Genomic DNA, 21,644 nt, shown 5'->3' with positions numbered 1-21,644 from the left:
CCTGAGGAGAGACGTCCATGAACTTCGGAGTGGATGAAGTACGCCCCGCTGTGGTGGCAATCGACCTGCATCGGGGTCACCTCGATCCGACTGTGGCCACCATGCCCTTGCCCGCCGAGCAGTCCGAGGCGGTGATTGCCGCCAATCGGCGCTTTCTCGACAATTGCCGTGCGGCGGATATTCCCGTGGTGCACCTGCTCACGCTGTATCGCTCGGTGGAGGAAATCCGTACCAATCCGTTCTGGCGCACCCGGGCGGAGGACCCATCCGCCACCCGCAAGAACGTGCTCAAGCACAACCTCTGGGGGCTGCCGGGCACCCAGGTGATTCCCGAACTGCTGGATGAGCGGGACTGGGTGGTCAACACCAAGCGTCGCTACGATTGCTTCATCGGCAGTGACCTGGAGTTCACCCTGAAGAACAACGGAATCAACACCCTGCTGATTACCGGCGTGAATACCAATTCCTGTGTGCTGGCCACCACCACGGCGGCGTGCTGTCGCGACTTCGCTGCCGTTGTCGTGGAGGAGTGCGTCGACACCATGGACGGGCCCGAGGCCCACGCCGCGGCGCTGACCTGCGTGCGCGCCGCCTTTGGCTGGGTCATGTCCGGTGATGAGGCGATCGCGGCCGTCACGGGCCGGGGGGGCATGCGCTGATGGCTGTGCCGGAATTCAAGATGCTGGTCGGCGGTGAACGGGTTACCGCGGACTCCGGCCAGTGGCTGGACGTGGAGAATCCGGCAACCCGCGAGATCATTGCCCGGGTGCCGGAGGGTGACAGCGCTGATATCGACGCGGCCATTGCGGCGGCCCATGAGGCCCAGGCGATCTGGGGCAACACGCCGCCCCAGCAGCGGGCGGTGGTGCTTGAGCGTTTTGCCGCGCTGATGCGGGAGCGTCTGGATGACTTCGTCGTCCGCGAGGTGGAGCAGATCGGTCGCGCCATCCGTGAGATGCGTGCACAGCTTGCCCGGCTCCCCGAGTGGTACGAGTACTACGCGGCAGTGGCCCGCACCCACGAGGGAGCGCTGCACCCCTTCGGTGGCCCGTACATCAACTACACGCAGCGTCGGCCGCTGGGTGTCGTCGGACTGGTGACGCCATGGAATCACCCCATGCTCATTCTGACCAAGAAGCTGGCTCCGGCGCTGGCCGCTGGCAATTGCGTGGTGGTGAAGCCCAGCGAGGTTGCGCCCATCACGCCGCTGATGATGGGTGATCTGCTGGAGGAGGCAGGCCTGCCCGCCGGTGTCTACAACGTGGTCACGGGCTACGGGCCGACGGCAGGCAAGGCGCTCACCGAGCATCGGGGCATCGCCAAGATCGATGTCACCGGGGGTACGGAAACCGGCCGCCATATCGGTGCGGCGGCGGGCCGTAACCTTGTGAACTTCGCGGCGGAGCTGGGCGGCAAGGCGTCGGTACTGGTATTCGACGACGTGGGGGCCGGACGCGCAGTCAGCGGGTCATTGTTCGCCTCGTTCATCGCCAGCGGACAAACCTGTGTACAGGGCGCCCGCCTGCTGGTGCAGGACACCATCCATGACCAGGTGGTGGACGAGCTGGTCAAGCGGGTCAATGCCATCGTGATCGGCGACCCCATGGATCCCGCCACGCAAATGGGGCCCATGGTCTCCAACCGGCAGCTCGATACCGTCAAGCGCTACGTCGCCATTGGTCGCGAGGAGGGCGCAACCGTTGCCGCCGGCGGCGAGCAGCTCACCGGCGGCGACTGGGATCGCGGCTATTACCATCAGCCCACGGTGTTCACCGACATTCGCCCGGGCATGCGCATCGAGCAGGAGGAAATCTTCGGCCCGGTGGTTTGCGTGATGCCGTTCCGTGATGAGGCCCATGCCGTGGAGCTGGCCAATGCCACCGATTTCGGCCTGGCTGGCAGTGTCTGGACCCGGGACGTGGCGCGCGCACACCGCGTGGCGCGGCGGCTGGACATGGGCATCGTCTGGATCAACGACCACCATCGCATTGATCCCAGCTCGCCCTGGGGCGGGTTCAAGGACAGCGGTGTGGGCAAGGAAAACGGCATCGTGACCTACGAGGCCTACACCAAGACACAGAGTGTCATCGTCAATACCTCCGATGAACCCTTCGATTGGTTTGTCGATGACGCCACAGACAAGAGGTACAGCTGATGAAGGCAGTTGATCTGCACAACCATGTTTTCCCGCAGGCGGCGGTGGATGCCATTAACCGGGATGGGCGTGGCATGATGGCGAAAGTGGTGGACAAGAACGGTCGCCCCTGGATCCAGCATGACCAGGGCTACGTCTATCCCCTGGAGCAGGAGTTCCACGATCCGGTGGCCAAGGCCGCCGTGCTTGATGGCTACCGCGTCGACGTGGCCGTGCTCTCTCCGGCACCGCCCTTGTTCTACTACTGGGCGGAACGGGATCTCGCGGTCCGCGTGGCACGCATGGTCAATGATGCGGTGGCCGAATACGCCGCCAGCAATCCAGCCCGCTACCGGCCCATGGCGAGCCTGCCCATGCCTTATCCCGAGGACGCCGTCGCCGAACTCGAGCGTGTGGTCCGTGAACACGGGGTGAAGGGGGTGATCCTCGGCACCAGTGTGGAAGGCGTCAACCTGGCTGACCCGAGGTTCCGTCCGGTGCTGAAGCGCTGCGCCGAACTGGGCGTGTGGATTCTGGCTCACCCGTACTATGTCGGTAACAAGGATGGCCTGCAGCAGTATTACCTGACCAATCTTGTGGGCAATCCCGTGGATACGCTGATGTGTGGTACGCACCTGATATTCGGCGGCGTACTGGAAGAACTACCCGATCTGCGGGTGGTTCTTGCCCACGGTGGTGGGCTGCTGCCTTACCTGATCGGACGCCTGACCCACGGTCATGGGGTGCGTGAAGAGGCCAGGGTCAACACTACGACGCCGCCGAAAGACCTGCTGCGTCGACTCTACTTCGACAGCATTCTGTTCGATCCCGATCCGTTGCGTTACCTGGTGGATGTCGCCGGGGCCGATCGTGTGGTGCTGGGGTCGGATGCGCCGTTCGATATGGGCGATCCTGACCCCCGCGGCACGGTGGAACGCATCGCGGGTATCAGTCAGGATCATCTCGCACAGGTACTGGGTGCTGGTGCGGCCTCGGTGCTGATGGACGAGAAGTTCGCCTGAAGGAGGGCGTGGTCATGGAACCCTTGGAACGGCTGGGTCTGGAAGCGCTGGCTCAACGGTATCGGGATGGACGGCTCAACCCGGTGACGGTTGCGGAATGGTGTGCTGAGCGGCATGGCCGGTTCGGATCGTCGCTGAACGCCTACAAGACCTGGGATGGTGACGGCCTGCGCAGGCAGGCCGGGCTCGCGGCGGCTGCTTTCGAGGCCGGGCGCGACCTCGGTCCCATGCAGGGCATCCCTTTCTCAGCGAAGGATCTCTACGGTGTTCCCGGCCTGCCCACCTATGCCGGTTCGCCGATGCCGTTACCGGACCAATGGGAGCAGGCGGGGCCGGTGGTGAATCGCCTGCTGCGCCAGCTTGCTCCGGTATCCGGCAAGACCCACACCGTCGAGTTTGCCTACGGCGGGCTGGGTACCAACCCCCACTGGGGTGCGCCGCGCAACCCCTGGTCTCCCGATGTCCACCGGGTGCCGGGTGGATCCAGCGCCGGCGCCGGTGTCAGCCTCATGGAGGGCTCGGCGCTGCTGGCCCTGGGCACGGATACCGCGGGCTCTGTGCGTATCCCGGCAAGCATGACCGGTACCGTTGGCATCAAGCTGAGTCATGGGCGCTGGTCGCTGGAGGGCATCGTGCCCTTGTGCGCGTCCTTCGATACGCCGGGCCTGCTGGCAAGAAGCGTGGAGGATGCGGTCTGGGCCATGGAGGCCATCGAGGAATGCGCCATGCCCCGCCGCGACCAGGTCGCTGGTCTGCGCATCGGTGTCCCCGAAGCGTTCTTCTGGGAGGAGACGGATCCGGGTGTCGCCGAGACCGTGCGCCAGGCGCTTGCCGAGCTGGAGGCAGCTGGTGCCCGTCTGGTGCCCCTGGACCTGGCGGACCTGGATGAAGCGTATGGCTATTTCCGGCAGGGAGGGCTGACTCCACCCGAGCTCTACGCGTTTCTCACACGGGATCTTCCGGAGTGGCTGGACACGCTGGATGCCAACGTCAGGCAACGACTGGAAGCGGGCAAGGCATTCCCTGCCTGGGAATACATTCAGCGCCGCGACCGGTTTGCGGCCATCGGCAAGGCGGCAATCACCCAGCTCGCCAAGGTGGATGTGATGGCGTTCCCCACGGTGCCCTCGACACCTCCGACCCTGGCGATGCTCGAGCCGGAAGGCGCCTATCCGCAACAGAACCTCAAGGCCTTGCGCAATACCTGTATCGCCAACGTTCTGGGGCTGTGCGCCATCACCCTGCCCGTGGGGCTGGATGCAGCACGCATGCCGGTTGGTATGTCCTTGATGGCCGGCACTGGTGCCGACCCCGCCCTCATCGCCGCTGGCCTTGCTGTCGAGCAGGCCCTGGGGCGCGGCGTTGACCGCCTCGGCCTGCCGCCGTTGGCAGCTTTTCCCTGAGGATTGAAGATTCCTCCACGTCCCTGATTGTGAGGCAGTTCCGGGTTCGACGGATGCTTTGGTGAATCCCGTCGCAATTCCGGACTGCCTCTATTGAGCTTCGTGGAGCCCGGAGACCACAATCCGGGCAAGAACACAATCCGCACTTCAGAAGGCCGGCAACAGGCCCTGCGGATCGCCTCTCGACCCATGCCTCCAGTGTCCAGCCGACGACAATCGCCGGCTGGCGTCTTCCGGTGCTGGCTCCGCTGCCACCGGAGGCAGGCCTGCGTTCCGGGAATGTTCTGACAGACAGGTCAACAAGGGGACGACAAGAATGAGCAAGGCAGACGGACCGGGGAAAACGACAGGCATGGGGTTCGGCACGCGGTTGACGCTGATGATCGTGGCCCTGGTGCTTGGTTCCATCGTGGCGATTACCGCTATTGTTTATGTCCAGTACCGTGACTCCCATACCCAGGCGGTGGTAAACCGGCTGGCGGGCATGGGAGAGGGCAATGCGCAGTCCTTCATGGACTGGCTGACGTCGCGGCAGGACGAAATGCGATTCCTGGCGAGCCTCGATGCCGCCCGTCAGCTTGATCGTGAACAGTTGAATCACCTGTTGGAGCGCATCGCCGCGAGCCAGGGGCATTACGACACCATCTTCGTGGTGGGCCCTGATGGCCGGGGTATCGCCGGTGTCTCCTACGACGGCGCGGCCCGGGTGCTCTCCGCCCAGGAGGCGGCCAACTTCAATGTGCCCGATCGCGCCTGGTTCCAGCAGGCCATTTCCGGTCAGGACACCTTTTCCCAACCGGTGGTGTCCCGTGCCACCGGCAACCGGGTCAGCACAGTCGCCATTCCCATTCGTGATGGCAACCGGGTGGTTGCCGTGATGCGCGGCGCCGTGGATCTCGACCAGATCATGCAGCGCGTCAGTGGTCTCAGCCTGGAAGGTCAGTCGGAGATCTACCTTCTGGACCGTGACGGCCGGGCAGTAACGCCGGTGGAGTCCGCCGGTGGTGCGGATGTGGTGCTGGAAACCGCGGCTGCAGTGGCTGTGGCCGCTGGTGACACGGGGACCGGATTGTACCGCAATGCCGCCGGCACGCCGGTAGTGGGGAGTTACAACGACATTCCGCTGCTGGGCTGGGGCCTGGTGCTGGAAGTGAACCAGCATGAAGCCATGGCTGCAGTGCTTAATATTCTCTGGCTGCTCCTGGGTATTGCCGGTGCGATCCTGGTGGTATCCGTGCTGGCGGCGCTCGGTGTCGTGCGCTCCGTGACCCGCACGCTGGGCGGTGACCCGGGTGACGCGGCGAGGAAGGTGGAACTGGTTGCCCAGGGTGATCTGACCACGCCCCTGGGTGTGCGCGAAGGTGACAATGACAGCCTGCTGGCATCCATCGGCGGCATGCAGGGTAACCTGCGCAAGATGCTGGGGCAGATCAGTGATTACTCCGATGAGCTGGCGTCCGCTGCCACGGAACTCAGCCAGATCAGCCAGGAAACGGATCACCGTGTGCAGCAGCAGCACGGTCAGATCAACAATGCGGCGACGGCCATGAACGAAATGGCCTCCACCGTCGAAGAGGTGGCGCGCAATACCCAGGCTGCTGCTGATGGTGCCGAGCATGCCACTGAGCGGGCCGGTGCCGGTCGTCGGGTGGTCACCGAAACCGCCAATGCGATTCAGCAGCTTGCCGAAGGGGTGGCTGGCGCCACCGAGGTCATCACCGCCCTGAAAAAAGACACCGACACGATCGGATCGGTCCTGCAGGTCATCCGCAGCGTTGCCGAGCAGACCAATCTGCTGGCCTTGAATGCGTCCATCGAGGCGGCGCGGGCTGGCGAGAACGGGCGTGGCTTTACCGTGGTGGCTGAAGAGGTGCGCACCCTTGCCAGCCGGACCCAGCAGTCAACTGCCGAGATTCAGGCGGTGATCGATCAGCTCCAGAACCGTGCCGACGAGGCCGTGCAGGTGATGCAGGCCAGCGGCGAGCAGGCGCGGCGCAGTGTCGATCAGGCAGGTGAGGCGGCGGAGGCCCTGGACGGCATCACCGCAGCGGTTAATCGCATCAACGACATGATCCAGCAGATCGCCAGCGCCACCGAGGAGCAGACGGCGGTGGCCCAGGAGATCAACAGCACCATTCACGAGATCAATGACGGTGCGGAGCAATCGGCCCGCAGTATCGTGCAGTCCACCGAGGCAGTGGACTCACTGGCCCGCCTTGCCGAGCAGTTGCGTGGGCAGGTGCGCCAGTTCCGCGTCTGAGTCGGGTCGAGAAAGTGCCGCTCGCCCTGCATGGGCGGGCGGCGTTAGACTGGCTGGCAGCGCATGTTACAGCCAGGGAATGTCCTAAAGCATGTCCAGCCCAAGATGGCGTCTGTGTTTCCTGCTTTCCATGATGTCCCTGGCCCTTCTGCTGGCCGGTTGCCAGCTTTATCTTCTCGACCGCGACAGGGATGACGACGATGACAATGGTGGTGGTGGCAGCGGTGATAGCACGCTGACGCTGCGCATCGTCGGCTCCCAGGGGGCGCTGCTGAACGACGTGGTCCTGGCGGTGTTCCGGGTTGAGCTGTCCCGCGCGTCCGGTGGAGTCAGCGGCTTCGACCTGGACCCACGGGACGTGTCCCTGTTCTCGACCGCAGACGGCGAATTGCTGGTGAACAACGTCACCGTTCCCAGCGGCAATTACTCGCGGGTGCGAATCTTTGCCCTGGGAGATGGCTTCAGTACCACCGAGTCTTTCGTTGATGATGCAATTTCCGGACTTCTGCCGCTTGCCCTTTTCCAGGATCGCGCCGATTTCAACGTCGAGTTTTCCACCAGTCGCAATACCAGCCGGACCATCACCCTGGTGGTGCACACCCAGTCGTCGCTGATTTTCGAGGACGCCGACCAGCTCCGCTTCAGCATGCGCCCGGCGGGCTATGCGGTGCGCACCGATGGCGGTCGTGGCGGGCGCGTTCAGGGCACGCTGCCCAATACCTGTGGCAGCAACACCGAGGTGGATGATGTTGCGGTCTACGTCTACCCCCCCGATGCCTCAAGCAACAACCTGCTGGACATACAGGGCAGTGGAAGTGTGAATGAGCCGGTGGTGTCTTTCGTTGCCAACGAATCCCTTGGGTTCCTGTCGCCCCGGCTGCCACCAGGGGACTGGAAGTTCTCCTGGACCTGCCAGGCCCTGGACGATGATCCGGATGCCGTGGATACGGCGGTTCGCAACGAGCTTCGCAATAATGCCATCGGACCGGTGTCCCTTGTGGATGGCGAGATAACCACCCTCGACTTCTGAGCCTGGGCCCGATTTGGGAACAGGCCCCGGCCGGTGTTATAAACACGGCCCCGATGCCGGATAACTGCGTGATCCGCCCATGAACCTGAAGAACCTGGAAAAACGCCTCACCTATCTGGCCGCCAACGCGATCCGCGACTATCGCATGATCGAGGATGGCGACCGGATCATGGTGTGCCTGTCCGGTGGCAAGGATTCCTACGGCTTGCTGGAAGTATTGCGCCTGTTGCAGGCGCGGGCGCCGGTGCGCTTCGAACTGATTGCGGTGAACCTGGACCAGAAGCAGCCGGGTTGGCCGGAACACGTGCTACCGGAGTATCTGGACAACCTGGGCGTGTCCTTTCGCATCCTGGAGCAGGACACCTACAGCGTGGTGAAGCGGGTGCTGCCCGAGGGCAAGACCATGTGCTCGCTGTGCTCACGGCTGCGTAGGGGCGCACTGTACAGTGCAGCCGCTGAAATGGGCGTTACCAAGATTGCCCTGGGGCATCATCGTGACGACCTCATCGAGACGCTGTTTCTCAACATGTTCTACAGCGCCAAGCTGGGTACCATGCCGCCGAAGCTGCGCAGCAAGGACGGGCGTCACGTGGTGATAAGACCCCTGGCCTACGTGCCGGAGAAATACCTGCAGCGTTATGCCGATCTGCGGGAGTTCCCGATCATTCCCTGTAATCTCTGCGGTTCCCAGGCAAACCTCAAGCGCGCCGAGATCAAGCGCATGATCCAGGCCTGGGATGCCGAGGACCCGAAGCGCCTCAACATGATTCTCAGAAGCATGCAGAATGTCCGCCTGTCACACCTGGCGGACACCGATCAGTTCGACTTCGAGAGTCTGCGTGGAAAGGTGGCTTCTGATATGCCCGATCCTGTCACCGGCGAGCAGGACCCGTTCGTCGGTCTGGTAAAGCCCCTGGAGGAAGAGCCGGCACTGTAAGAGCCGGGCACTCCTCAGGTCGAGGAATCTTCCCCGGCCACCGCCTGCCTGCGCCGTCTCTGGAGGGCCACGGCGATGCCGAAAAACAGGGTCAGTGTCAGGAGCAATGCCGAGATCTGGATTGCCTGGGCGGGGCTGAAGTCCAGCGTCGCCCCCAGTGCCACACCGACGCCGAGATAGATGCAGGCCCAGGCGAATGCACCTACCACGTTGTAGATTGCAAAACGCAGGGGCTCCATGCCCAGCATCCCGGCAACGGCGGGTACCGTGGGGCGTAGCGCCTTGGTGAAGCGGCTGAGCAGAATGCTCTTGCCGCCGTGGCGTTCCACGAATCGTTGATTCCGTTCCAACAGCGCAGGGCGAGTGCGGAATGGCCACATGCCGTGTATGCGGTCTGCGCCCTGCCGGCCGAGCCAGTAACTGGCGGAGCCACCAATGGTGGCGCCGACACTGGCGCCCAGCACCGCCGCAATTGGCGACACGGCCCCGGCGCTGATCAGGGCTCCCACGGAAAACAGCACGGTGGCAGCGGGTACCAGGTAGCCCACCCCGATGATCGCCTCCATGAATACGATCAGGAACAGGATCGCCGCCACCCACGCCGGATAGTCGTGGATGAACGCTGCCAATGCCGTGGGATCCAGAATCTCCATGCCTACTTCTGGTACTTCTCTTTCCACTCGGCGTAGGTCATGCCATAGATTTCCTCGCGGGCCGCTTCGTAGTCCATCTCGATACCGCGCTCTTCGGCGGCCGCCTTGTACCATTTCGAGAGACAGTTGCGGCAGAAGCCGGCCAGGTTCATCAGGTCGATATTCTGTACATCGGTGTGTTCACGCAGGTGTGACACGAGATGACGGAATGCGGCCGCTTCAAGTTCGGTGCGTGTTGCCTTGTCCATGAGGGTTCTCCGTTCAGTCGGCTGTCTGTCGCTGCCGCAGGCAGTTCTCGTCACCGCGGCAGTTGATCCGGGCCAGAGTGCGGCGAAACGCATCGCTGTACTCGCCGCCTGCGGTCATTGCCTCGCCGGCCGCAGCCCGTGCTTCATCCCAGCGGAACTGATCCGCCAGTATGACGGCGAGATTATTCCAGAGCACGCCCTGGTCGTCATTTGACTGCGCAAGTCCCTGGCGGGCTGCGTCTTCCGCCTGCTCGAGACGGCCAGCCTGGTAATGCAGGTTGGTCAGGCCGAGATGAAAGCCCACTGCGTCGGGCCACCGCTCGCGTCCTGACTCGTAGGCCGCTGCGGCGGCCGCAAGGCGGCCGGTCTGCTCGAGATCGACCGCAGCCTGCAGCCAGCGAACGGGCTGCGCTGTTGCCGGAGGCTGATCCGGCTTGGTCACCGTGATTGCCCAGCGGTCGCCTCGTGCCCAGGAGCGGAGGAAAAAGGCCGTGGTTCGCAAACGCCTTTCGTCCGGACCGGAGCGTAGTACGACCGTTTCGGCGTCGGCATCGTAGCCGACCAGGACCGCATAATGCCACACCGGACGGATAGCGAGGCCAAGATTCTGAAAGACAATGACGGGGTTGCCGGCGTGCAGTTCCTCGAGCAGCGTCGCGGCGTTGCCGTCCAGCCGATAGGGCACCCGATCATGGCGTCGTGCCTGGGCCATCATTTCCAGCTGCAGCGTGCCCTCCCGCTCTGGAATGAAAAGACCGCCGACCAGGTCCTCCGGCTCCACCGCAACGCCGGTGTAACCCAGCACCTCGGCCAGCGTCGCCGGCCCGCAATACAGCGCTTCGTCAGGGTGGAAAGGCACGTCGGTCAGTTCCACGCTCACCGCTTCGTCGCCGAAACCGGGGTCGGTGCCGCCGCCGCCCATGACAGCGCAGCCGCTCAGCCCGAACAGCAGAAGCAGCGCGGCGGCGGCACTGCGATGCGGTTTGCTAATCGGCGTCTCGGGTAAGGAAGAAGTTGACGTCATCAATGCTGGATCCGTCGATCCCGCTGCCCACGGCGACCTGCAGGCGCAGGTAGTTCAGCAGGTATTCGTAGCGTGCCTGCGCCAGTTCACGCTCCGTCTCGAAGCGGTCTCGCTGTACGTTGAGCAGGTCCAGGGTGGTGCGCAGGCCCACCTCGACGCCGCGACGAGTGGACTCCTCGGTGCTGCGGATGGAGCGCAGGGCCTGCTCCAGGGCGCTGATTTCCCGCTGGTTCGAGGCAAGATTGAGATAGGTGGACTCTGCCTGCAGCGCCGCCTGGCGCCGGGCATCCACCGTATCGTCAAAAAAAGCGTCGCGCTCGGCTTCGGCCTGACGCACCTGGGAACTCGTTGCACCACCGGCGAACAGAGGCATCTGCAGGCGGATGCCGATGCTGGAGACTTCGGTGTCGAAGCTGCCGTCGAACTGCTGTGAATCGCTCTGGTAGTTCCGCCCATGGCGGGCCACGAAGTCGACCCGGGGATAATGGCCGGCGCGCTGCACGCGGATTTCCTCACGGGCTCTATCGAAATCCCGCTGTGCCAGGCGAACGCTGATGTTGTAGCGCTCGGCGCGATCCGCCCAGGCGGCGGGGTCCGTCGGTGCCGGCGGTTCGGCGCTGAAGTCGTCGCGCAAGCCTGCCAGCGTGCCGGGTTGCTCGCCAATGAGGCGGCGCAGGTTTTCCCTCGCGATGGTCAGCGTGTTGCGTGCCCGCAGGATGCGGGCCTCCACCAGGTCGAACCGGGCCTGGGCCTCGTTGACATCGGTCACGGTACCAGTGCCTACATCCAGAGCCCGCCGTGCGCGGCGAAGCTCGGTATCGATGGCGCGTTGTTCCGCCTCAAGTGTTCCAACCTGGTCCTGGGCCAGCAGCACGTCGAAATAGGCTTCGCTGACACGCAGCAGCAGATCCTGCTGGACTTCGGCAAACTGCAGGCTGGACTGATCAAGCACGATGGCCGCCTGGTCGCGGAGCGCGAAGCTCTCCATCCGGAACAGCGGTTGTGTCAGCGAGATGCCGGCCGACCAGGCATTGTAGGTCAGACTCTGGCTGTCCGATGTACCCGGTGCGGCCAGGTCACCGAACGCCGGTGTGCCATCGATGGTTTCCCAGTTCCGATTGGCCTCGGCATCCAGATTGACCTCTGGCAGGAACAGCGCGCGGGCCTGTGGGGTGAGCTCCTGGCTGGCGCGCAGGCGGTTGCGGGCCGCCTGTAGCACCGGATCCCGCTCCAGTGCAAGGTTGTACATGTCCGACAGGTCGCGCGTTGTCTGTGCGGCGAGTGGCGAGGCGAGCAAGGCGATCGAGGTGGCCAACAGCACGGAGCGCAGTGTTCCGGCGGAGCGAAGCGGCATCTTCTGGGCCCTTGTGTCGTTGTTACGCACTGCAGTCGCGAGGGGGCGCGCTGCACAGGTGGATTAGACCATAGGCTGCTTGGCGGTCGGTCGCAACCATCTAAATCGGTCAGCCGCTGACCTGTGGTGATTCGCGGCATTCCGGACAAAGGCCATTGATTTCGATGGTCTGCCAGTTGACGCTGAAGCCCAGGTGCTCGGCCTTTTTCTGCAAAAGCGAAGTCACGTCGGGGTCGCTCATCTCCGCCACTGCATTACATTGCTGACAGATCAGGAACTGGCCGAGGTGCGGATGACCCGGATCGCCACAGCCTACATAGGCGTTAAGCGATTCGATTCGGTGTATCAGCCCTTCTCCGAGGAGAAAATCCAGGGCCCGATAGATGGTTGGAGGCGCTGCGCTACGCCGCTCGCTGCGCAATTCGTCCAGAAGGTCGTAGGCCTTCACCGGCTCATGCCGACGCCAGATCAACTCGAGCACACGGGCGCGAATTCTGGTGAGGCGCACGCCTTTCACGGCGCAGTTATGCTCGGCGAGCTTCAGCGCTTCGTCGACGCAGAGCCCATGGTCATGGTCCGGGTCCCGGAACGGCGTCACCACGTGATTGGCCATATGAATGCGGTCTCCCAAGATTTTGCAACATCATACCATTGTGTCGGTCGGCGGGAACCGCTTGCATTGTCGGGCGGCCATGCGTAAATGGACGAGACAGCGTGACGAGTGGGGTATGGAGCGTGACAAGGATTTCCCTCTTTCTGTTTCTGGTGCTGCCCTGGGCCACCTGTGCTGCCTCGTACCCGCATGTGGTCGCCTTGTTCAGCGGTCAGGCCATGGTGGAGCTTGACGGCGATCGCCACCTGTTGCGGGAGGGAGACGTGTTGCCGAATGGCATGCGTCTACTGTCCGCCAGCAGCGACGGCGCCGTATTCGATCATGACGGACAGCGGCTGGAACTCGGCCTGACCAATCGCGTGGGTGGGGCGTTTCAGGGCTCCGCCGGCGCAACGGACGTGCGCATCAGCCCGGATCGCTCCGGCATGTATCGCGCCGATGGTCGAATCAATGATGTCCCGGTGCGCTTCGTGGTGGACACCGGCGCATCTGCCGTGGCCATCAGCGGCGATCTGGCTCGCAGTCTCGGGGTGGATTACCGTCAGGGCTTGCGGATCCGTGTGACCACGGCATCCGGCGAGTCCACCGGCTATCGGGTGACCCTGCCGCGGGTGAGTCTGGGCGGCATCGAGCGGCGCGACGTGGTTGCCGTGGTGCTGGACGGCGCGTTTCCCCGCGAGCCGCTGCTGGGGATGTCGTTTCTGGGGCAGCTGCGGATGCGCAGTACCGGGCAGATACTGGTGCTAGAGGTACCAAACTAGTGTCCCGAAACAGAAGTTCGCTGCATTTCTGCGCCCCGAAGGCGCGGCCTGGCAAGGCGGCGCTCGCAGTGAATGGCCGTTCCCTTTGCAAGAGCGCCAACACCGCCAGGGCGCGCCTCCGGGGCGCCCGCAGGGAACGTCACAGACGCCCCGGTACGGTGTTGCATCCCTTGGCAAGGGAGTCACCCTTGCCGGCGGGCTGCGCCTTGTTCCGGGGCGTCTGTGACGCTCAGCAATGCAACGAACTTCTGTTTCGGGACACTAGGAGTGCTCATGTCTCACGTCTATCGGCGTATTCTGATGGCATACGATGGTTCACAGAGCGGTCGCGAGGCTCTGGAACAGGGTGCTGCCATTGCGCAGCAGAACGCCGCAACGATCGATCTGCTTGCGGTGGTGCATCTGCCGTCTGCATTCGGTTTCATCGAGGCCGGCTATCCCGACGAACTGGTCGAAGAGGAACTGCAGCGCGTTGACGGTATCCTCGACGAGGGTGTGAGTCGTCTAAAGGAACGCGGGCTTGCTGTGGCAGGGCACCGCCGCAGCGGTGAGCCTGTGATCGAGATCAGCCGTCTGGCAACGGAACTCAAGGCCGACCTCGTGGTGGTCGGGCACCGGCGCCGTGGCCGCCTGGCGCGCTGGTGGAACACAAGCCTGGGAGTCTCCCTGCTGGATGAGCTTGATTGTTCACTGCTCGTCGCCATGCCCGGGCGCGATGGCCTGTCCGACGAAGGCTGATTGCGCTGCTGGCCCGCTTGCGGTGTAGACTCCGGATCAGGTAGTGGATAAAAAATGATCGTAGGGACGCGGTCAAGAGGACGTAGCGTCTGGGCGACCGGTCATGGCCTGATCGGTCTGGTAACTGGCACCGCGGTGGCTTGCCACCGGGTTACTGTGTGGACCGCACTATTGGCGATGCGACAAAAGCCCGTAACGATGGTGGATTTCTCCACCAGCCTGCAGGATGCGAAAGAGGATCGTAGCTTCGTGATGGCCTTGGCCCGGGGCCTTGAAATTCTCCGGGCATTCAAGCCCCAGGACGGCATGCTGAGCAACCAGGAGATTTCCTCCAGGACCGGCATCCCCAAGCCCACGGTGTCTCGACTCACCTACACCCTGACAAAGCTGGGTTATCTCCAGTACTCGGACAGGATGGAGCGCTATCAGCTCGGTACCGGTGTGCTGGCGCTGGGTTACTCCAGCCTGGCCAGCATGGGCTTGCGACAGACGGCGAGGCCGTTGATGCAGGAGTTGGCCGATTTCTCCGGCGCTTCGGTTTCCCTGGGTAGTCGTGACCGACTGAGTGTGGTCTATCTGGAACATTGCCAGGGCGGGCATGCGCTTACCCTGCGCCTTCAGGTGGGTTCGCGCGTCCCCGTTGCCACAACCGGTATCGGCCGGGCCCTTCTGGCGGCGCTGCCGCAGGATGAACGCGACTACCTGATGGACCATCTCAGGCGTCGCGCCGGCAAGGAATGGTCGACAGTCCGGGCTGGTGTCGAGCGAGCGGTCGCGCAATATCAGGAACTGGGGTACTGCACGTCAACCGGTGAGTGGGAGGAAGAGGTCAATGCCGTGGGTGTGCCGCTGGCCCTCGACGATGGCTCGGACATTGTTGCGTTCAACTGCGGTGGACCGTCGTTCCGACTCCCCACCGATCGAATTCACGAGGAGATCGGTCCGCGCCTGGTGGAGTTGGTGGCAACGGTGCGGAGCAGGCTGTCCACTGGCGAGGTTGCCTGAAGGCGTCGCTCTTCAGTTGCGGCGTTCCACGATATAGCGCGCGATGCCCCTCAGCGTGTCCGCCCCCGGGCCGAGACCCGAAAGCGTATCCAGAGCATCATCAATGAGTACCCCGGCATGCTGCTTGGCCTCCCTCAGCCCAAGCAGGGCCGGGTAGGTCGCCTTGTCGCGCTTCTCGTCGGCGCCGGATGTCTTGCCCAGTTCGTCGGTGTTGCCTTCCACATCAAGAACATCGTCCTGGATCTGGAAGGCCAGGCCGATGCACTTGGCATAGTGATCCAGGGCCTGGACCCGCTGGTCACTTTCATCGCAGCTGCACAGCGCGCCCAGCAGGACGCTCACCCGGATCAGCGCGCCCGTCTTGTGGATGTGAAGATTCTCCAGCTCGGCCAGGTCCAGTCGGCGGCCTTCGGCTTCCAGGTCCATGGCCTGGCCGCCTACCATGCCCCGGGAGCCCGCCGCCACGGACAAATGCTCAATCATGCTGAGCCGGCGAGCGGCATCGGCATCGCCGGCCGGGCCGGTGACGAGGCATCGAAACGCAAGTGCCTGCAGGGCATCGCCCACCAGTATGGCCGTGGCGTCATCGTAGGCCTTGTGACAGGTGGGTTTGCCGCGGCGCAGATCATCGTCGTCCATGGCCGGGAGGTCGTCATGGACCAGGGAGTAGGCATGGATCAACTCTACAGCGCAGGCCGGGCCGTCGAGTTGTTCTCGGACAAGACCCAGTGCTTCACCAGCGGCATAGACCAGGCACGGTCGGAGCCGTTTACCGCCACCAAGCACGCTGTAACGCATGGCCTCGTGGAGCCGCGCCGGCGGCGTTTTCTCCGGAGGCAGTACGCCGTCAAGCGCCGCTTCTGCCTGGGCGCGGTAGAGGGGGAGCTGCTGGTGCAGTCGATCAAGCGTCCGGTTTTTCGGGCTCAAAGTCTTCGACCCCGGGCTCTCCACCGCCCTCTGTGGTAAGTATTTCGACCTTTTGCTCCGCGTCCTTCAGGGCGCGCTGACACAGGCGGGTGAGCTCCACGCCGCGCTCGAAAGAACGCAGTGATTCTTCCAGCGTCAATTCACCCTGTTCCATGCGCTCGACCAGGCTTTCCAACTCTTTCAGCGCCTGTTCAAAGGCCAGGGGTTCCTTTGCTGTTTCCGCCATGACCTGCCTCCCCGGAGATGGCAGGGAACGGTACCCCACGGGATTGTGGCCGGTCAATCCGCCATCCTGCAATCTGGTCGGTACAGCCCATGGGCCAGATACGCTATGCTGCCGTGCCACATGATGTCGATCGGCCGTTTTCGTTTCCCGGCGGCCCGATCCTCGAACATTCCCATAGCGAAGACGGACGGGTATGGCGAGCAATTACGATTCCGCATCCATCGAGGTGCTCACCGGGCTGGACCCAGTCCGCAAGCGCCCGGGCATGTATACCGACACCACGCGGCCCAATCATCTTGCCCAGGAAGTCATCGACAACAGTGTCGACGAGGCGATCGCGGGTCATGCGAAACAGATCGTCGTCACCCTGTACAGCGACGGCTCACTGGAAGTCCGTGACGATGGTCGCGGCATGCCGGTGGACATGCACCCGGAAGAGGGGGCGCCGGGGGTGGAGGTCATCCTTAGCCGCCTGCATGCCGGGGGCAAGTTTTCCCACAAGAACTACCAGTTCAGTGGCGGCCTTCATGGGGTTGGCGTTTCCGTGGTCAATGCGCTTTCCCGGCGGCTTGAGGTGCGGGTGCGGCGGGACGGCAATGAGCATCTCATCGTGTTCGAGGGTGGCGAACGCACCCAGCCGCTGGCCGTGATCGGCGAGGTGGGCAAGCGCAATACCGGCACCACGCTGCGATTCTGGCCGGATGCGAGCTATTTCGACGCCGCGCGTTTCTCCATACCCCGGCTGCGGCATGTGCTGCGCGCCAAGGCGGTGCTCTGTCCGGGCCTGGAAGTCATCTTCAAGGAAGAGGCAAGCGGCGAAGAGACCGTCTGGTGCTATGAGGATGGGTTGCGCGATTACCTGATCAGCGCGCTGGTTGACCTGCCCCGACTGCCGGAAGAGCCTTTCGTTGGCAGCATGAAAGGCAGCACGGAACAGGCTGAATGGGCGCTGCTCTGGTTGCCGGAAGGCGGCGAGAGTGTGCAGGAGAGCTACGTCAACCTGATTCCCACGGCCCAGGGTGGTACTCACGTCAACGGGCTGCGTACAGGCTTGACCGAGGCAATCCGGGAATTCTGCGAGTTTCGCAATCTATTGCCCCGTGGGGTGCGTATCGCCCCGGAAGACGTCTGGGAGCAGGTGGCCTTCGTGCTGTCGGTGAAATTGCAGGATCCGCAGTTCTCCGGTCAGACCAAGGAGCGGCTGTCATCCCGGGAGTGTGCGCCTTTCGTCTCCGGGGTGGTCAAGGACGCCTTCAGCCTCTGGCTGAACCAGCATGTGGAAGCCGCCGAGGGCATCGTGCAGCTTGTCCTGTCGGCGGCGCATCGTCGCATGCGCTCCTCTCGCAAGGTGGCCCGCAAGCGGGTGACCTCGGGTCCTGCGCTGCCGGGCAAGCTTGCCGACTGCAGCGCACAGGATCTGACTCGCACCGAACTCTTTCTGGTGGAAGGCGACTCCGCCGGCGGCTCGGCCAAGCAGGCCAGGGCCCGGGAGTTCCAGGCGGTGATGCCTCTGCGCGGCAAGATTCTCAATACCTGGGAGGTAGACCCGGCCGAGGTGATGGCCTCCCAGGAAGTCCACGATATTGCCGTGGCACTGGGGATAGAACCGGGCTCCAGCGATTTGTCCGGGCTGCGTTACGGCAAGGTCTGCATACTTGCCGATGCCGACCCAGACGGCGCTCATATCGCCACGCTCCTCTGTGCCCTGTTCCTGAAGCATTTCCAGGCGCTCGTGGAGGCTGGTCATGTGTTCGTCGCCATGCCCCCGCTTTATCGCGTCGATGTGGGCAAACAGACCTTCTATGCCCTGGATGACCATGAGCGCCAGGGTGTGCTCGATCGGATCGAGGCGGAGAAGCTCAAGGGCAAGGTCTCGGTGACCCGGTTCAAGGGCCTGGGGGAGATGAACCCGATTCAGCTTCGCGAGACCACCATGAACCCGGATACCCGCCGTCTGCTGCAGTTGACCATCGATTCGCCGGAAGAAACGGATCGACTCATGAACATGCTGTTGGGCAAACGGGCGGCGGCGGACCGCCGCGCCTGGCTTGAGAGCAAGGGCAACCTTGCGGAGGTGTTGTTGTAACCATGACTGATTCCAACGTGGTTTACGCCGATTTCGAGTCACGCCCGCTGCGGGAATTCACCGAAAAGGCCTACCTGGACTACTCCATGTACGTGATCCTCGACCGGGCGCTGCCCAATGTCGGGGACGGCCTCAAGCCGGTGCAGCGCAGAATCGTCTACGCCATGTCCGAGCTTGGTCTCTCCGCCCTGGCCAAGTACAAGAAGTCGGCGCGGACCGTGGGCGACGTGCTGGGCAAGTATCATCCCCACGGCGACTCGGCCTGCTACGAGGCCATGGTGCTGATGGCGCAGCCGTTTTCCTACCGGTATCCGCTGGTGGACGGCCAGGGCAACTGGGGGTCACCGGACGATCCCAAGTCATTCGCTGCGATGCGTTATACCGAGTCACGACTGGCACGGTACGCCGAAACACTGCTTTCCGAACTGGGGCAGGGCACGGTGGACTGGGTGCCGAACTTCGACGGCACCATGGACGAGCCTTCGCTGCTGCCGGCTCGCCTGCCCAATGTCCTGCTGAATGGTGGCACCGGGATCGCCGTCGGCATGGCCACGGACATCCCGCCTCACAATATCCGGGAGCTGGTGGCCGCCTGCATCCGGCTGCTGGACGAGCCGGACTCGACGCTGGATGACCTGCTGGAACATGTCCAGGGGCCGGATTACCCCACCGAGGCGGAGATCATCACCCCCCGGGAGGACCTCCGGGCCCTCTATGAGAAGGGTAACGGCGGGGTGCGTATGCGTGCCTGCTACCAGAGGGAGGAAGGTGACATCATAGTCACCGCGCTTCCTTATCAGGTCTCCGGCAGCAAGGTGCTGGAGCAGATCGCCGCCCAGATGCAGGCCAAGAAGCTGCCATTGGTCGAAGACCTGCGGGATGAATCCGACCACGAGAACCCGACACGCCTGGTGATCGTGCCACGGTCCAATCGGGTGGATGCCGACGAGGTCATGCATCATCTGTTCGCCACCACGGACCTGGAGAAGACCTACCGGGTGAACTTCAACGTCATCGGCCTGGATGGCCGCCCCCAGGTACTGCCCTTGCGGGACCTGCTGCTGCAGTGGCTTGAGTTCCGCACCATCACGGTACGGCGTCGCCTGCAGTGGCGGCTGAACAAGGTCGAGGCCCGGCTGCATATCCTCGATGGTTTGCTGATCGCCTATCTCAACATCGACGAGGTGATCGCCATCATTCGCGAAGAGGATCGGCCCAAGCCGGCGCTGATGGAGCGGTTCGGGCTCTCCGACACCCAGGCCGAGGCCATCCTGGAGTTGAAGCTGCGTCACCTGGCGAAGCTCGAGGAAATGAAGATTCGCGGCGAGCAGGACGAACTGGCCGAGGAGCGGAAATCCCTGCAGGCCCTGCTGGGCTCCGATGCCAGGCTACGTGGGCTGATCCGTGAGGAACTCTCTCGCGATGCAGAGGCGTTTGGTGATGACCGCCGTTCGCCCATTGTCGAGCGCGGTGCGGCGCGGCCGTTGGACGAGACGGCCCTGGTGCCAAGTGAGCCCGTCACCATCGTGCTGTCCGAAAAGGGCTGGGTTCGGGCTGCCAAGGGCCACGACGTGGATCCCACCGCACTCAGCTACAAGGCCGGTGATGGCTATCTCGTGCATGTTCGCGGCCGTAGCAACCGTCAGGCCGTGTTCTTTGATACCACCGGCCGTTCCTACTGCCTCCCGGCGCATAGCCTGCCTTCGGCGCGCAGCCAGGGGGAACCATTGACGGGGCGATTGACTCCGCCAGCGGGGGCCGGTTTCTGCCATGTCGTCGCCGGTGACGATCGGGACAGCTTCATTCTGGCCAGTGATGCGGGATACGGATTCGTGACCAGTCTTGGTGATCTGCAGGCCAAGAACAGGGCCGGCAAGGCCGTGCTGACCCTGCCCGCGAATGCCTCCATGGTGGCGCCGGTCAGGGTGCATGATCCTGAGCAGGATCTGTTGGTGGCCGTGACCACCGCAGGTCGCCTGCTGGTTTTCCCCGTGGCCGAATTGCCGCGGCTTGGCAAGGGAAAGGGCAACAAGATCATCGGTATTCCGTCGGATCGTGTACGATCCCGCGAAGAGTTGCTGGTGGGCATTACCAGTATCGCCGTTGACGGTGCCGTACTGCTGACTTCCGGGAAACGGACGCTGACTCTCAAGTCTGGTGACCTGGAAGCCTTCAAGGCAGCCAGGGGACGCCGGGGTGCCGTGCTTCCCCGGGGCTTCCAGCGGGTAAGTGCCATCGAGCCGGCTTGAACCTCCGGCGCGTTGACCCTATCTAAGGGGCAGTTGAGTCACGTGTCTTTTTGTTCATGACGGAGTCGATAGCATGAAGCGAGTCGGACTGCTGGTACTGACCAACCTGGCCGTTATGGCCGTGCTGGGTGTGGCGCTGATGATTCTCTATGCCGTGTTCGGGGTGTCCACAGTGGACGGCGCCGGCGGCATCGATTACGTGGGGCTGTTGCTGGTGGCCGGTGTGGTTGGCTTCGGCGGCGCCTTTATCAACCTGGCGATGTCAAAGATGATCGCCAAGCGGATGACCGGCGCGAAGGTCATCGAACAACCGCGAAACGAGACCGAGCAATGGCTGGTGGATACGGTGCGCCGCTTTGCACGCCAGGAGAACATGGGCGTGCCCGAGGTGGCCATCTACGATGCGCCGGAGATCAACGCCTTCGCCACGGGTGCACGCCGGAATAGCTCCCTGGTGGCGGTCAGCACCGGCTTGCTCCGAAGCATGAGCCGAGAAGAGGCCGAAGCGGTCATCGGTCACGAGATCGCGCACATCTCGAACGGCGACATGGTCACCTTGACCCTGGTGCAGGGCGTGATGAACACCTTTGTGGTGTTCCTTGCCCATATCATCGGTCGTTTTGTCGACAAGGCGGTATTCAAGAGCGAAAGTGGCCATGGCCCCGGATTTTTCATCGCCTATTTCGCCGCCCAGATGGTGCTTGGTATTGCCGCGTCCGTGGTCGTGATGTGGTTCTCGCGGCAGCGGGAGTTCCGTGCCGATGCCGGCGGGGCAAAGCTGGCCGGGCGCGAGAAAATGATCGCGGCCCTGGAACGGTTGCGCCGCAATGCCGGTGAATCGAATCTGCCTGATGAAATGCGGGCTTTTGGCATCAACGGTGGCAAGTCGGGGCTCGCCCGCCTGTTCATGTCCCATCCGCCGCTGGAAGAGCGCATCGCCGCGCTGCGGGGTAGCGTTCGCCAGGGCTGAGCAG

20 protein-coding genes are annotated in these 21,644 nt (G+C 63.5%); 13 read left to right on the top strand and 7 right to left on the bottom strand.

Features of this window, described 5'->3' with window-relative positions; all coding sequences use genetic code 11:
• Window positions 1–17: 17 nt before the first annotated feature.
• The 7 genes from J2T57_RS04240 (at window position 18) to ttcA (ending at window position 8,786) form a co-directional block, all read left to right on the top strand.
• Window positions 18–659, top strand: a complete 642-nt coding sequence (locus J2T57_RS04240) for a cysteine hydrolase family protein (protein ID WP_253474729.1) — start codon at window positions 18–20, stop codon at window positions 657–659.
• Complete coding sequence (locus J2T57_RS04235) at window positions 659–2,155, top strand: aldehyde dehydrogenase (RefSeq protein ID WP_253474726.1); 1,497 nt, start codon at window positions 659–661, stop codon at window positions 2,153–2,155. The genes J2T57_RS04240 and J2T57_RS04235 overlap by 1 nt, the downstream gene beginning before the upstream one ends.
• Window positions 2,155–3,156, top strand: a complete 1,002-nt coding sequence (locus J2T57_RS04230; protein ID WP_253474723.1) for an amidohydrolase family protein — start codon at window positions 2,155–2,157, stop codon at window positions 3,154–3,156. Before J2T57_RS04235 ends, J2T57_RS04230 begins: the two co-directional genes overlap by 1 nt.
• A gap of 14 nt (window positions 3,157–3,170) precedes the next feature.
• Window positions 3,171–4,559 carry an amidase gene (locus J2T57_RS04225; RefSeq protein WP_253474720.1) on the top strand — a complete coding sequence of 463 codons (1,389 nt, stop codon included), beginning with the start codon at window positions 3,171–3,173 and terminating at the stop codon, window positions 4,557–4,559.
• Window positions 4,560–4,875: 316 nt separating this feature from the next.
• A complete protein-coding gene (locus tag J2T57_RS04220) occupies window positions 4,876–6,819 on the top strand; it encodes a methyl-accepting chemotaxis protein (RefSeq protein ID WP_253474717.1) in 1,944 nt (647 codons plus the stop codon).
• 91 nt (window positions 6,820–6,910) lie between these two features.
• Window positions 6,911–7,849: a hypothetical protein gene (locus tag J2T57_RS04215; RefSeq protein ID WP_253474714.1), complete on the top strand. Its 939-nt coding sequence runs from the start codon at window positions 6,911–6,913 to the stop codon at window positions 7,847–7,849.
• Between the two features lie 79 nt (window positions 7,850–7,928).
• A complete protein-coding gene (gene ttcA, locus J2T57_RS04210; protein ID WP_301289117.1) occupies window positions 7,929–8,786 on the top strand; it encodes a tRNA 2-thiocytidine(32) synthetase TtcA in 858 nt (285 codons plus the stop codon).
• A 14-nt stretch (window positions 8,787–8,800) separates the two neighbouring features.
• Here the strand turns inward: ttcA and J2T57_RS04205 are convergent, their stop codons facing one another.
• The 5 genes from J2T57_RS04205 to J2T57_RS04185 all read right to left on the bottom strand — a co-directional run bounded on the left by J2T57_RS04205 (window position 8,801) and on the right by J2T57_RS04185 (window position 12,678).
• On the bottom strand, window positions 8,801–9,439 hold the full coding sequence (locus tag J2T57_RS04205) for a DedA family protein (RefSeq protein ID WP_253474711.1): 639 nt from the start codon (window positions 9,437–9,439) through the stop codon (window positions 8,801–8,803).
• Window positions 9,440–9,441: 2 nt separating this feature from the next.
• A complete protein-coding gene (locus tag J2T57_RS04200) occupies window positions 9,442–9,687 on the bottom strand; it encodes a DUF1244 domain-containing protein (RefSeq protein WP_253474708.1) in 246 nt (81 codons plus the stop codon).
• A 13-nt stretch (window positions 9,688–9,700) separates the two neighbouring features.
• Window positions 9,701–10,711, bottom strand: a complete 1,011-nt coding sequence (locus tag J2T57_RS04195; RefSeq protein WP_253474705.1) for a PA2778 family cysteine peptidase — start codon at window positions 10,709–10,711, stop codon at window positions 9,701–9,703.
• Window positions 10,674–12,065 (bottom strand): TolC family outer membrane protein, encoded by a 1,392-nt coding sequence (locus J2T57_RS04190; protein WP_253474702.1) that lies wholly within the window; start codon window positions 12,063–12,065, stop codon window positions 10,674–10,676. The genes J2T57_RS04195 and J2T57_RS04190 overlap by 38 nt, the downstream gene beginning before the upstream one ends.
• Before the next feature lie 109 nt (window positions 12,066–12,174).
• The gene (locus tag J2T57_RS04185; protein WP_253474699.1) at window positions 12,175–12,678 is read right to left on the bottom strand and encodes a Fur family transcriptional regulator; all 504 of its coding nucleotides are present in this window, start codon (window positions 12,676–12,678) and stop codon (window positions 12,175–12,177) included.
• Window positions 12,679–12,800: 122 nt separating this feature from the next.
• Between J2T57_RS04185 and J2T57_RS04180 the strand changes: the two genes are divergently transcribed.
• The 3 genes from J2T57_RS04180 to J2T57_RS04170 all read left to right on the top strand — a co-directional run bounded on the left by J2T57_RS04180 (window position 12,801) and on the right by J2T57_RS04170 (window position 15,182).
• Window positions 12,801–13,439 carry a retropepsin-like aspartic protease family protein gene (locus tag J2T57_RS04180; protein WP_253474696.1) on the top strand — a complete coding sequence of 213 codons (639 nt, stop codon included), beginning with the start codon at window positions 12,801–12,803 and terminating at the stop codon, window positions 13,437–13,439.
• 273 nt (window positions 13,440–13,712) lie between these two features.
• The gene (locus J2T57_RS04175) at window positions 13,713–14,177 is read left to right on the top strand and encodes a universal stress protein (protein WP_253474694.1); all 465 of its coding nucleotides are present in this window, start codon (window positions 13,713–13,715) and stop codon (window positions 14,175–14,177) included.
• A gap of 177 nt (window positions 14,178–14,354) precedes the next feature.
• Window positions 14,355–15,182, top strand: a complete 828-nt coding sequence (locus J2T57_RS04170; RefSeq protein WP_253474692.1) for an IclR family transcriptional regulator — start codon at window positions 14,355–14,357, stop codon at window positions 15,180–15,182.
• 12 nt (window positions 15,183–15,194) lie between these two features.
• Here the strand turns inward: J2T57_RS04170 and ispA are convergent, their stop codons facing one another.
• Together ispA and J2T57_RS04160 are read right to left on the bottom strand one after the other, a co-directional pair.
• Window positions 15,195–16,109: a (2E,6E)-farnesyl diphosphate synthase gene (gene ispA, locus J2T57_RS04165; protein ID WP_253474690.1), complete on the bottom strand. Its 915-nt coding sequence runs from the start codon at window positions 16,107–16,109 to the stop codon at window positions 15,195–15,197.
• Window positions 16,084–16,335, bottom strand: a complete 252-nt coding sequence (locus J2T57_RS04160) for an exodeoxyribonuclease VII small subunit (protein ID WP_253474688.1) — start codon at window positions 16,333–16,335, stop codon at window positions 16,084–16,086. Before J2T57_RS04160 ends, ispA begins: the two co-directional genes overlap by 26 nt.
• Window positions 16,336–16,528: 193 nt before the next feature.
• Between J2T57_RS04160 and parE the strand changes: the two genes are divergently transcribed.
• The 3 genes from parE (at window position 16,529) to htpX (ending at window position 21,640) form a co-directional block, all read left to right on the top strand.
• Window positions 16,529–18,421: a DNA topoisomerase IV subunit B gene (gene parE, locus J2T57_RS04155; protein ID WP_253474686.1), complete on the top strand. Its 1,893-nt coding sequence runs from the start codon at window positions 16,529–16,531 to the stop codon at window positions 18,419–18,421.
• Window positions 18,422–18,423: 2 nt separating this feature from the next.
• Entirely contained in the window at window positions 18,424–20,670 is a 2,247-nt protein-coding gene (gene parC / locus J2T57_RS04150) for a DNA topoisomerase IV subunit A (protein ID WP_253474684.1), read from the top strand.
• Window positions 20,671–20,743: 73 nt separating this feature from the next.
• On the top strand, window positions 20,744–21,640 hold the full coding sequence (gene htpX, locus J2T57_RS04145; protein ID WP_253474683.1) for a protease HtpX: 897 nt from the start codon (window positions 20,744–20,746) through the stop codon (window positions 21,638–21,640).
• Window positions 21,641–21,644: the final 4 nt, after the last annotated feature.

The sequence above is a fragment of the Natronocella acetinitrilica genome, from assembly GCF_024170285.1.
Taxonomy (GTDB): domain Bacteria; phylum Pseudomonadota; class Gammaproteobacteria; order Nitrococcales; family Aquisalimonadaceae; genus Natronocella; species Natronocella acetinitrilica.
The sequence above is the reverse complement of the archived record's forward strand: the minus strand, read 5'-3'. Positions and strand labels throughout refer to the sequence as shown.

Coding starts and splice junctions, on each gene's coding strand:
- J2T57_RS04200 (WP_253474708.1), bottom strand. CDS start 9,687: ATGGACAAGGCAACACGCACCGAACTTGAAGCGGCCGCATTCCGTCAT.
- J2T57_RS04175 (WP_253474694.1), top strand. CDS start 13,713: ATGTCTCACGTCTATCGGCGTATTCTGATGGCATACGATGGTTCACAG.
- J2T57_RS04220 (WP_253474717.1), top strand. CDS start 4,876: ATGAGCAAGGCAGACGGACCGGGGAAAACGACAGGCATGGGGTTCGGC.
- J2T57_RS04225 (WP_253474720.1), top strand. CDS start 3,171: ATGGAACCCTTGGAACGGCTGGGTCTGGAAGCGCTGGCTCAACGGTAT.
- J2T57_RS04170 (WP_253474692.1), top strand. CDS start 14,355: ATGCGACAAAAGCCCGTAACGATGGTGGATTTCTCCACCAGCCTGCAG.
- J2T57_RS04235 (WP_253474726.1), top strand. CDS start 659: ATGGCTGTGCCGGAATTCAAGATGCTGGTCGGCGGTGAACGGGTTACC.
- J2T57_RS04240 (WP_253474729.1), top strand. CDS start 18: ATGAACTTCGGAGTGGATGAAGTACGCCCCGCTGTGGTGGCAATCGAC.
- J2T57_RS04160 (WP_253474688.1), bottom strand. CDS start 16,335: ATGGCGGAAACAGCAAAGGAACCCCTGGCCTTTGAACAGGCGCTGAAA.
- J2T57_RS04190 (WP_253474702.1), bottom strand. CDS start 12,065: ATGCCGCTTCGCTCCGCCGGAACACTGCGCTCCGTGCTGTTGGCCACC.
- parE (WP_253474686.1), top strand. CDS start 16,529: ATGGCGAGCAATTACGATTCCGCATCCATCGAGGTGCTCACCGGGCTG.
- J2T57_RS04195 (WP_253474705.1), bottom strand. CDS start 10,711: ATGACGTCAACTTCTTCCTTACCCGAGACGCCGATTAGCAAACCGCAT.
- parC (WP_253474684.1), top strand. CDS start 18,424: ATGACTGATTCCAACGTGGTTTACGCCGATTTCGAGTCACGCCCGCTG.
- htpX (WP_253474683.1), top strand. CDS start 20,744: ATGAAGCGAGTCGGACTGCTGGTACTGACCAACCTGGCCGTTATGGCC.
- J2T57_RS04230 (WP_253474723.1), top strand. CDS start 2,155: ATGAAGGCAGTTGATCTGCACAACCATGTTTTCCCGCAGGCGGCGGTG.
- J2T57_RS04205 (WP_253474711.1), bottom strand. CDS start 9,439: ATGGAGATTCTGGATCCCACGGCATTGGCAGCGTTCATCCACGACTAT.
- J2T57_RS04215 (WP_253474714.1), top strand. CDS start 6,911: ATGTCCAGCCCAAGATGGCGTCTGTGTTTCCTGCTTTCCATGATGTCC.
- J2T57_RS04185 (WP_253474699.1), bottom strand. CDS start 12,678: ATGGCCAATCACGTGGTGACGCCGTTCCGGGACCCGGACCATGACCAT.
- ttcA (WP_301289117.1), top strand. CDS start 7,929: ATGAACCTGAAGAACCTGGAAAAACGCCTCACCTATCTGGCCGCCAAC.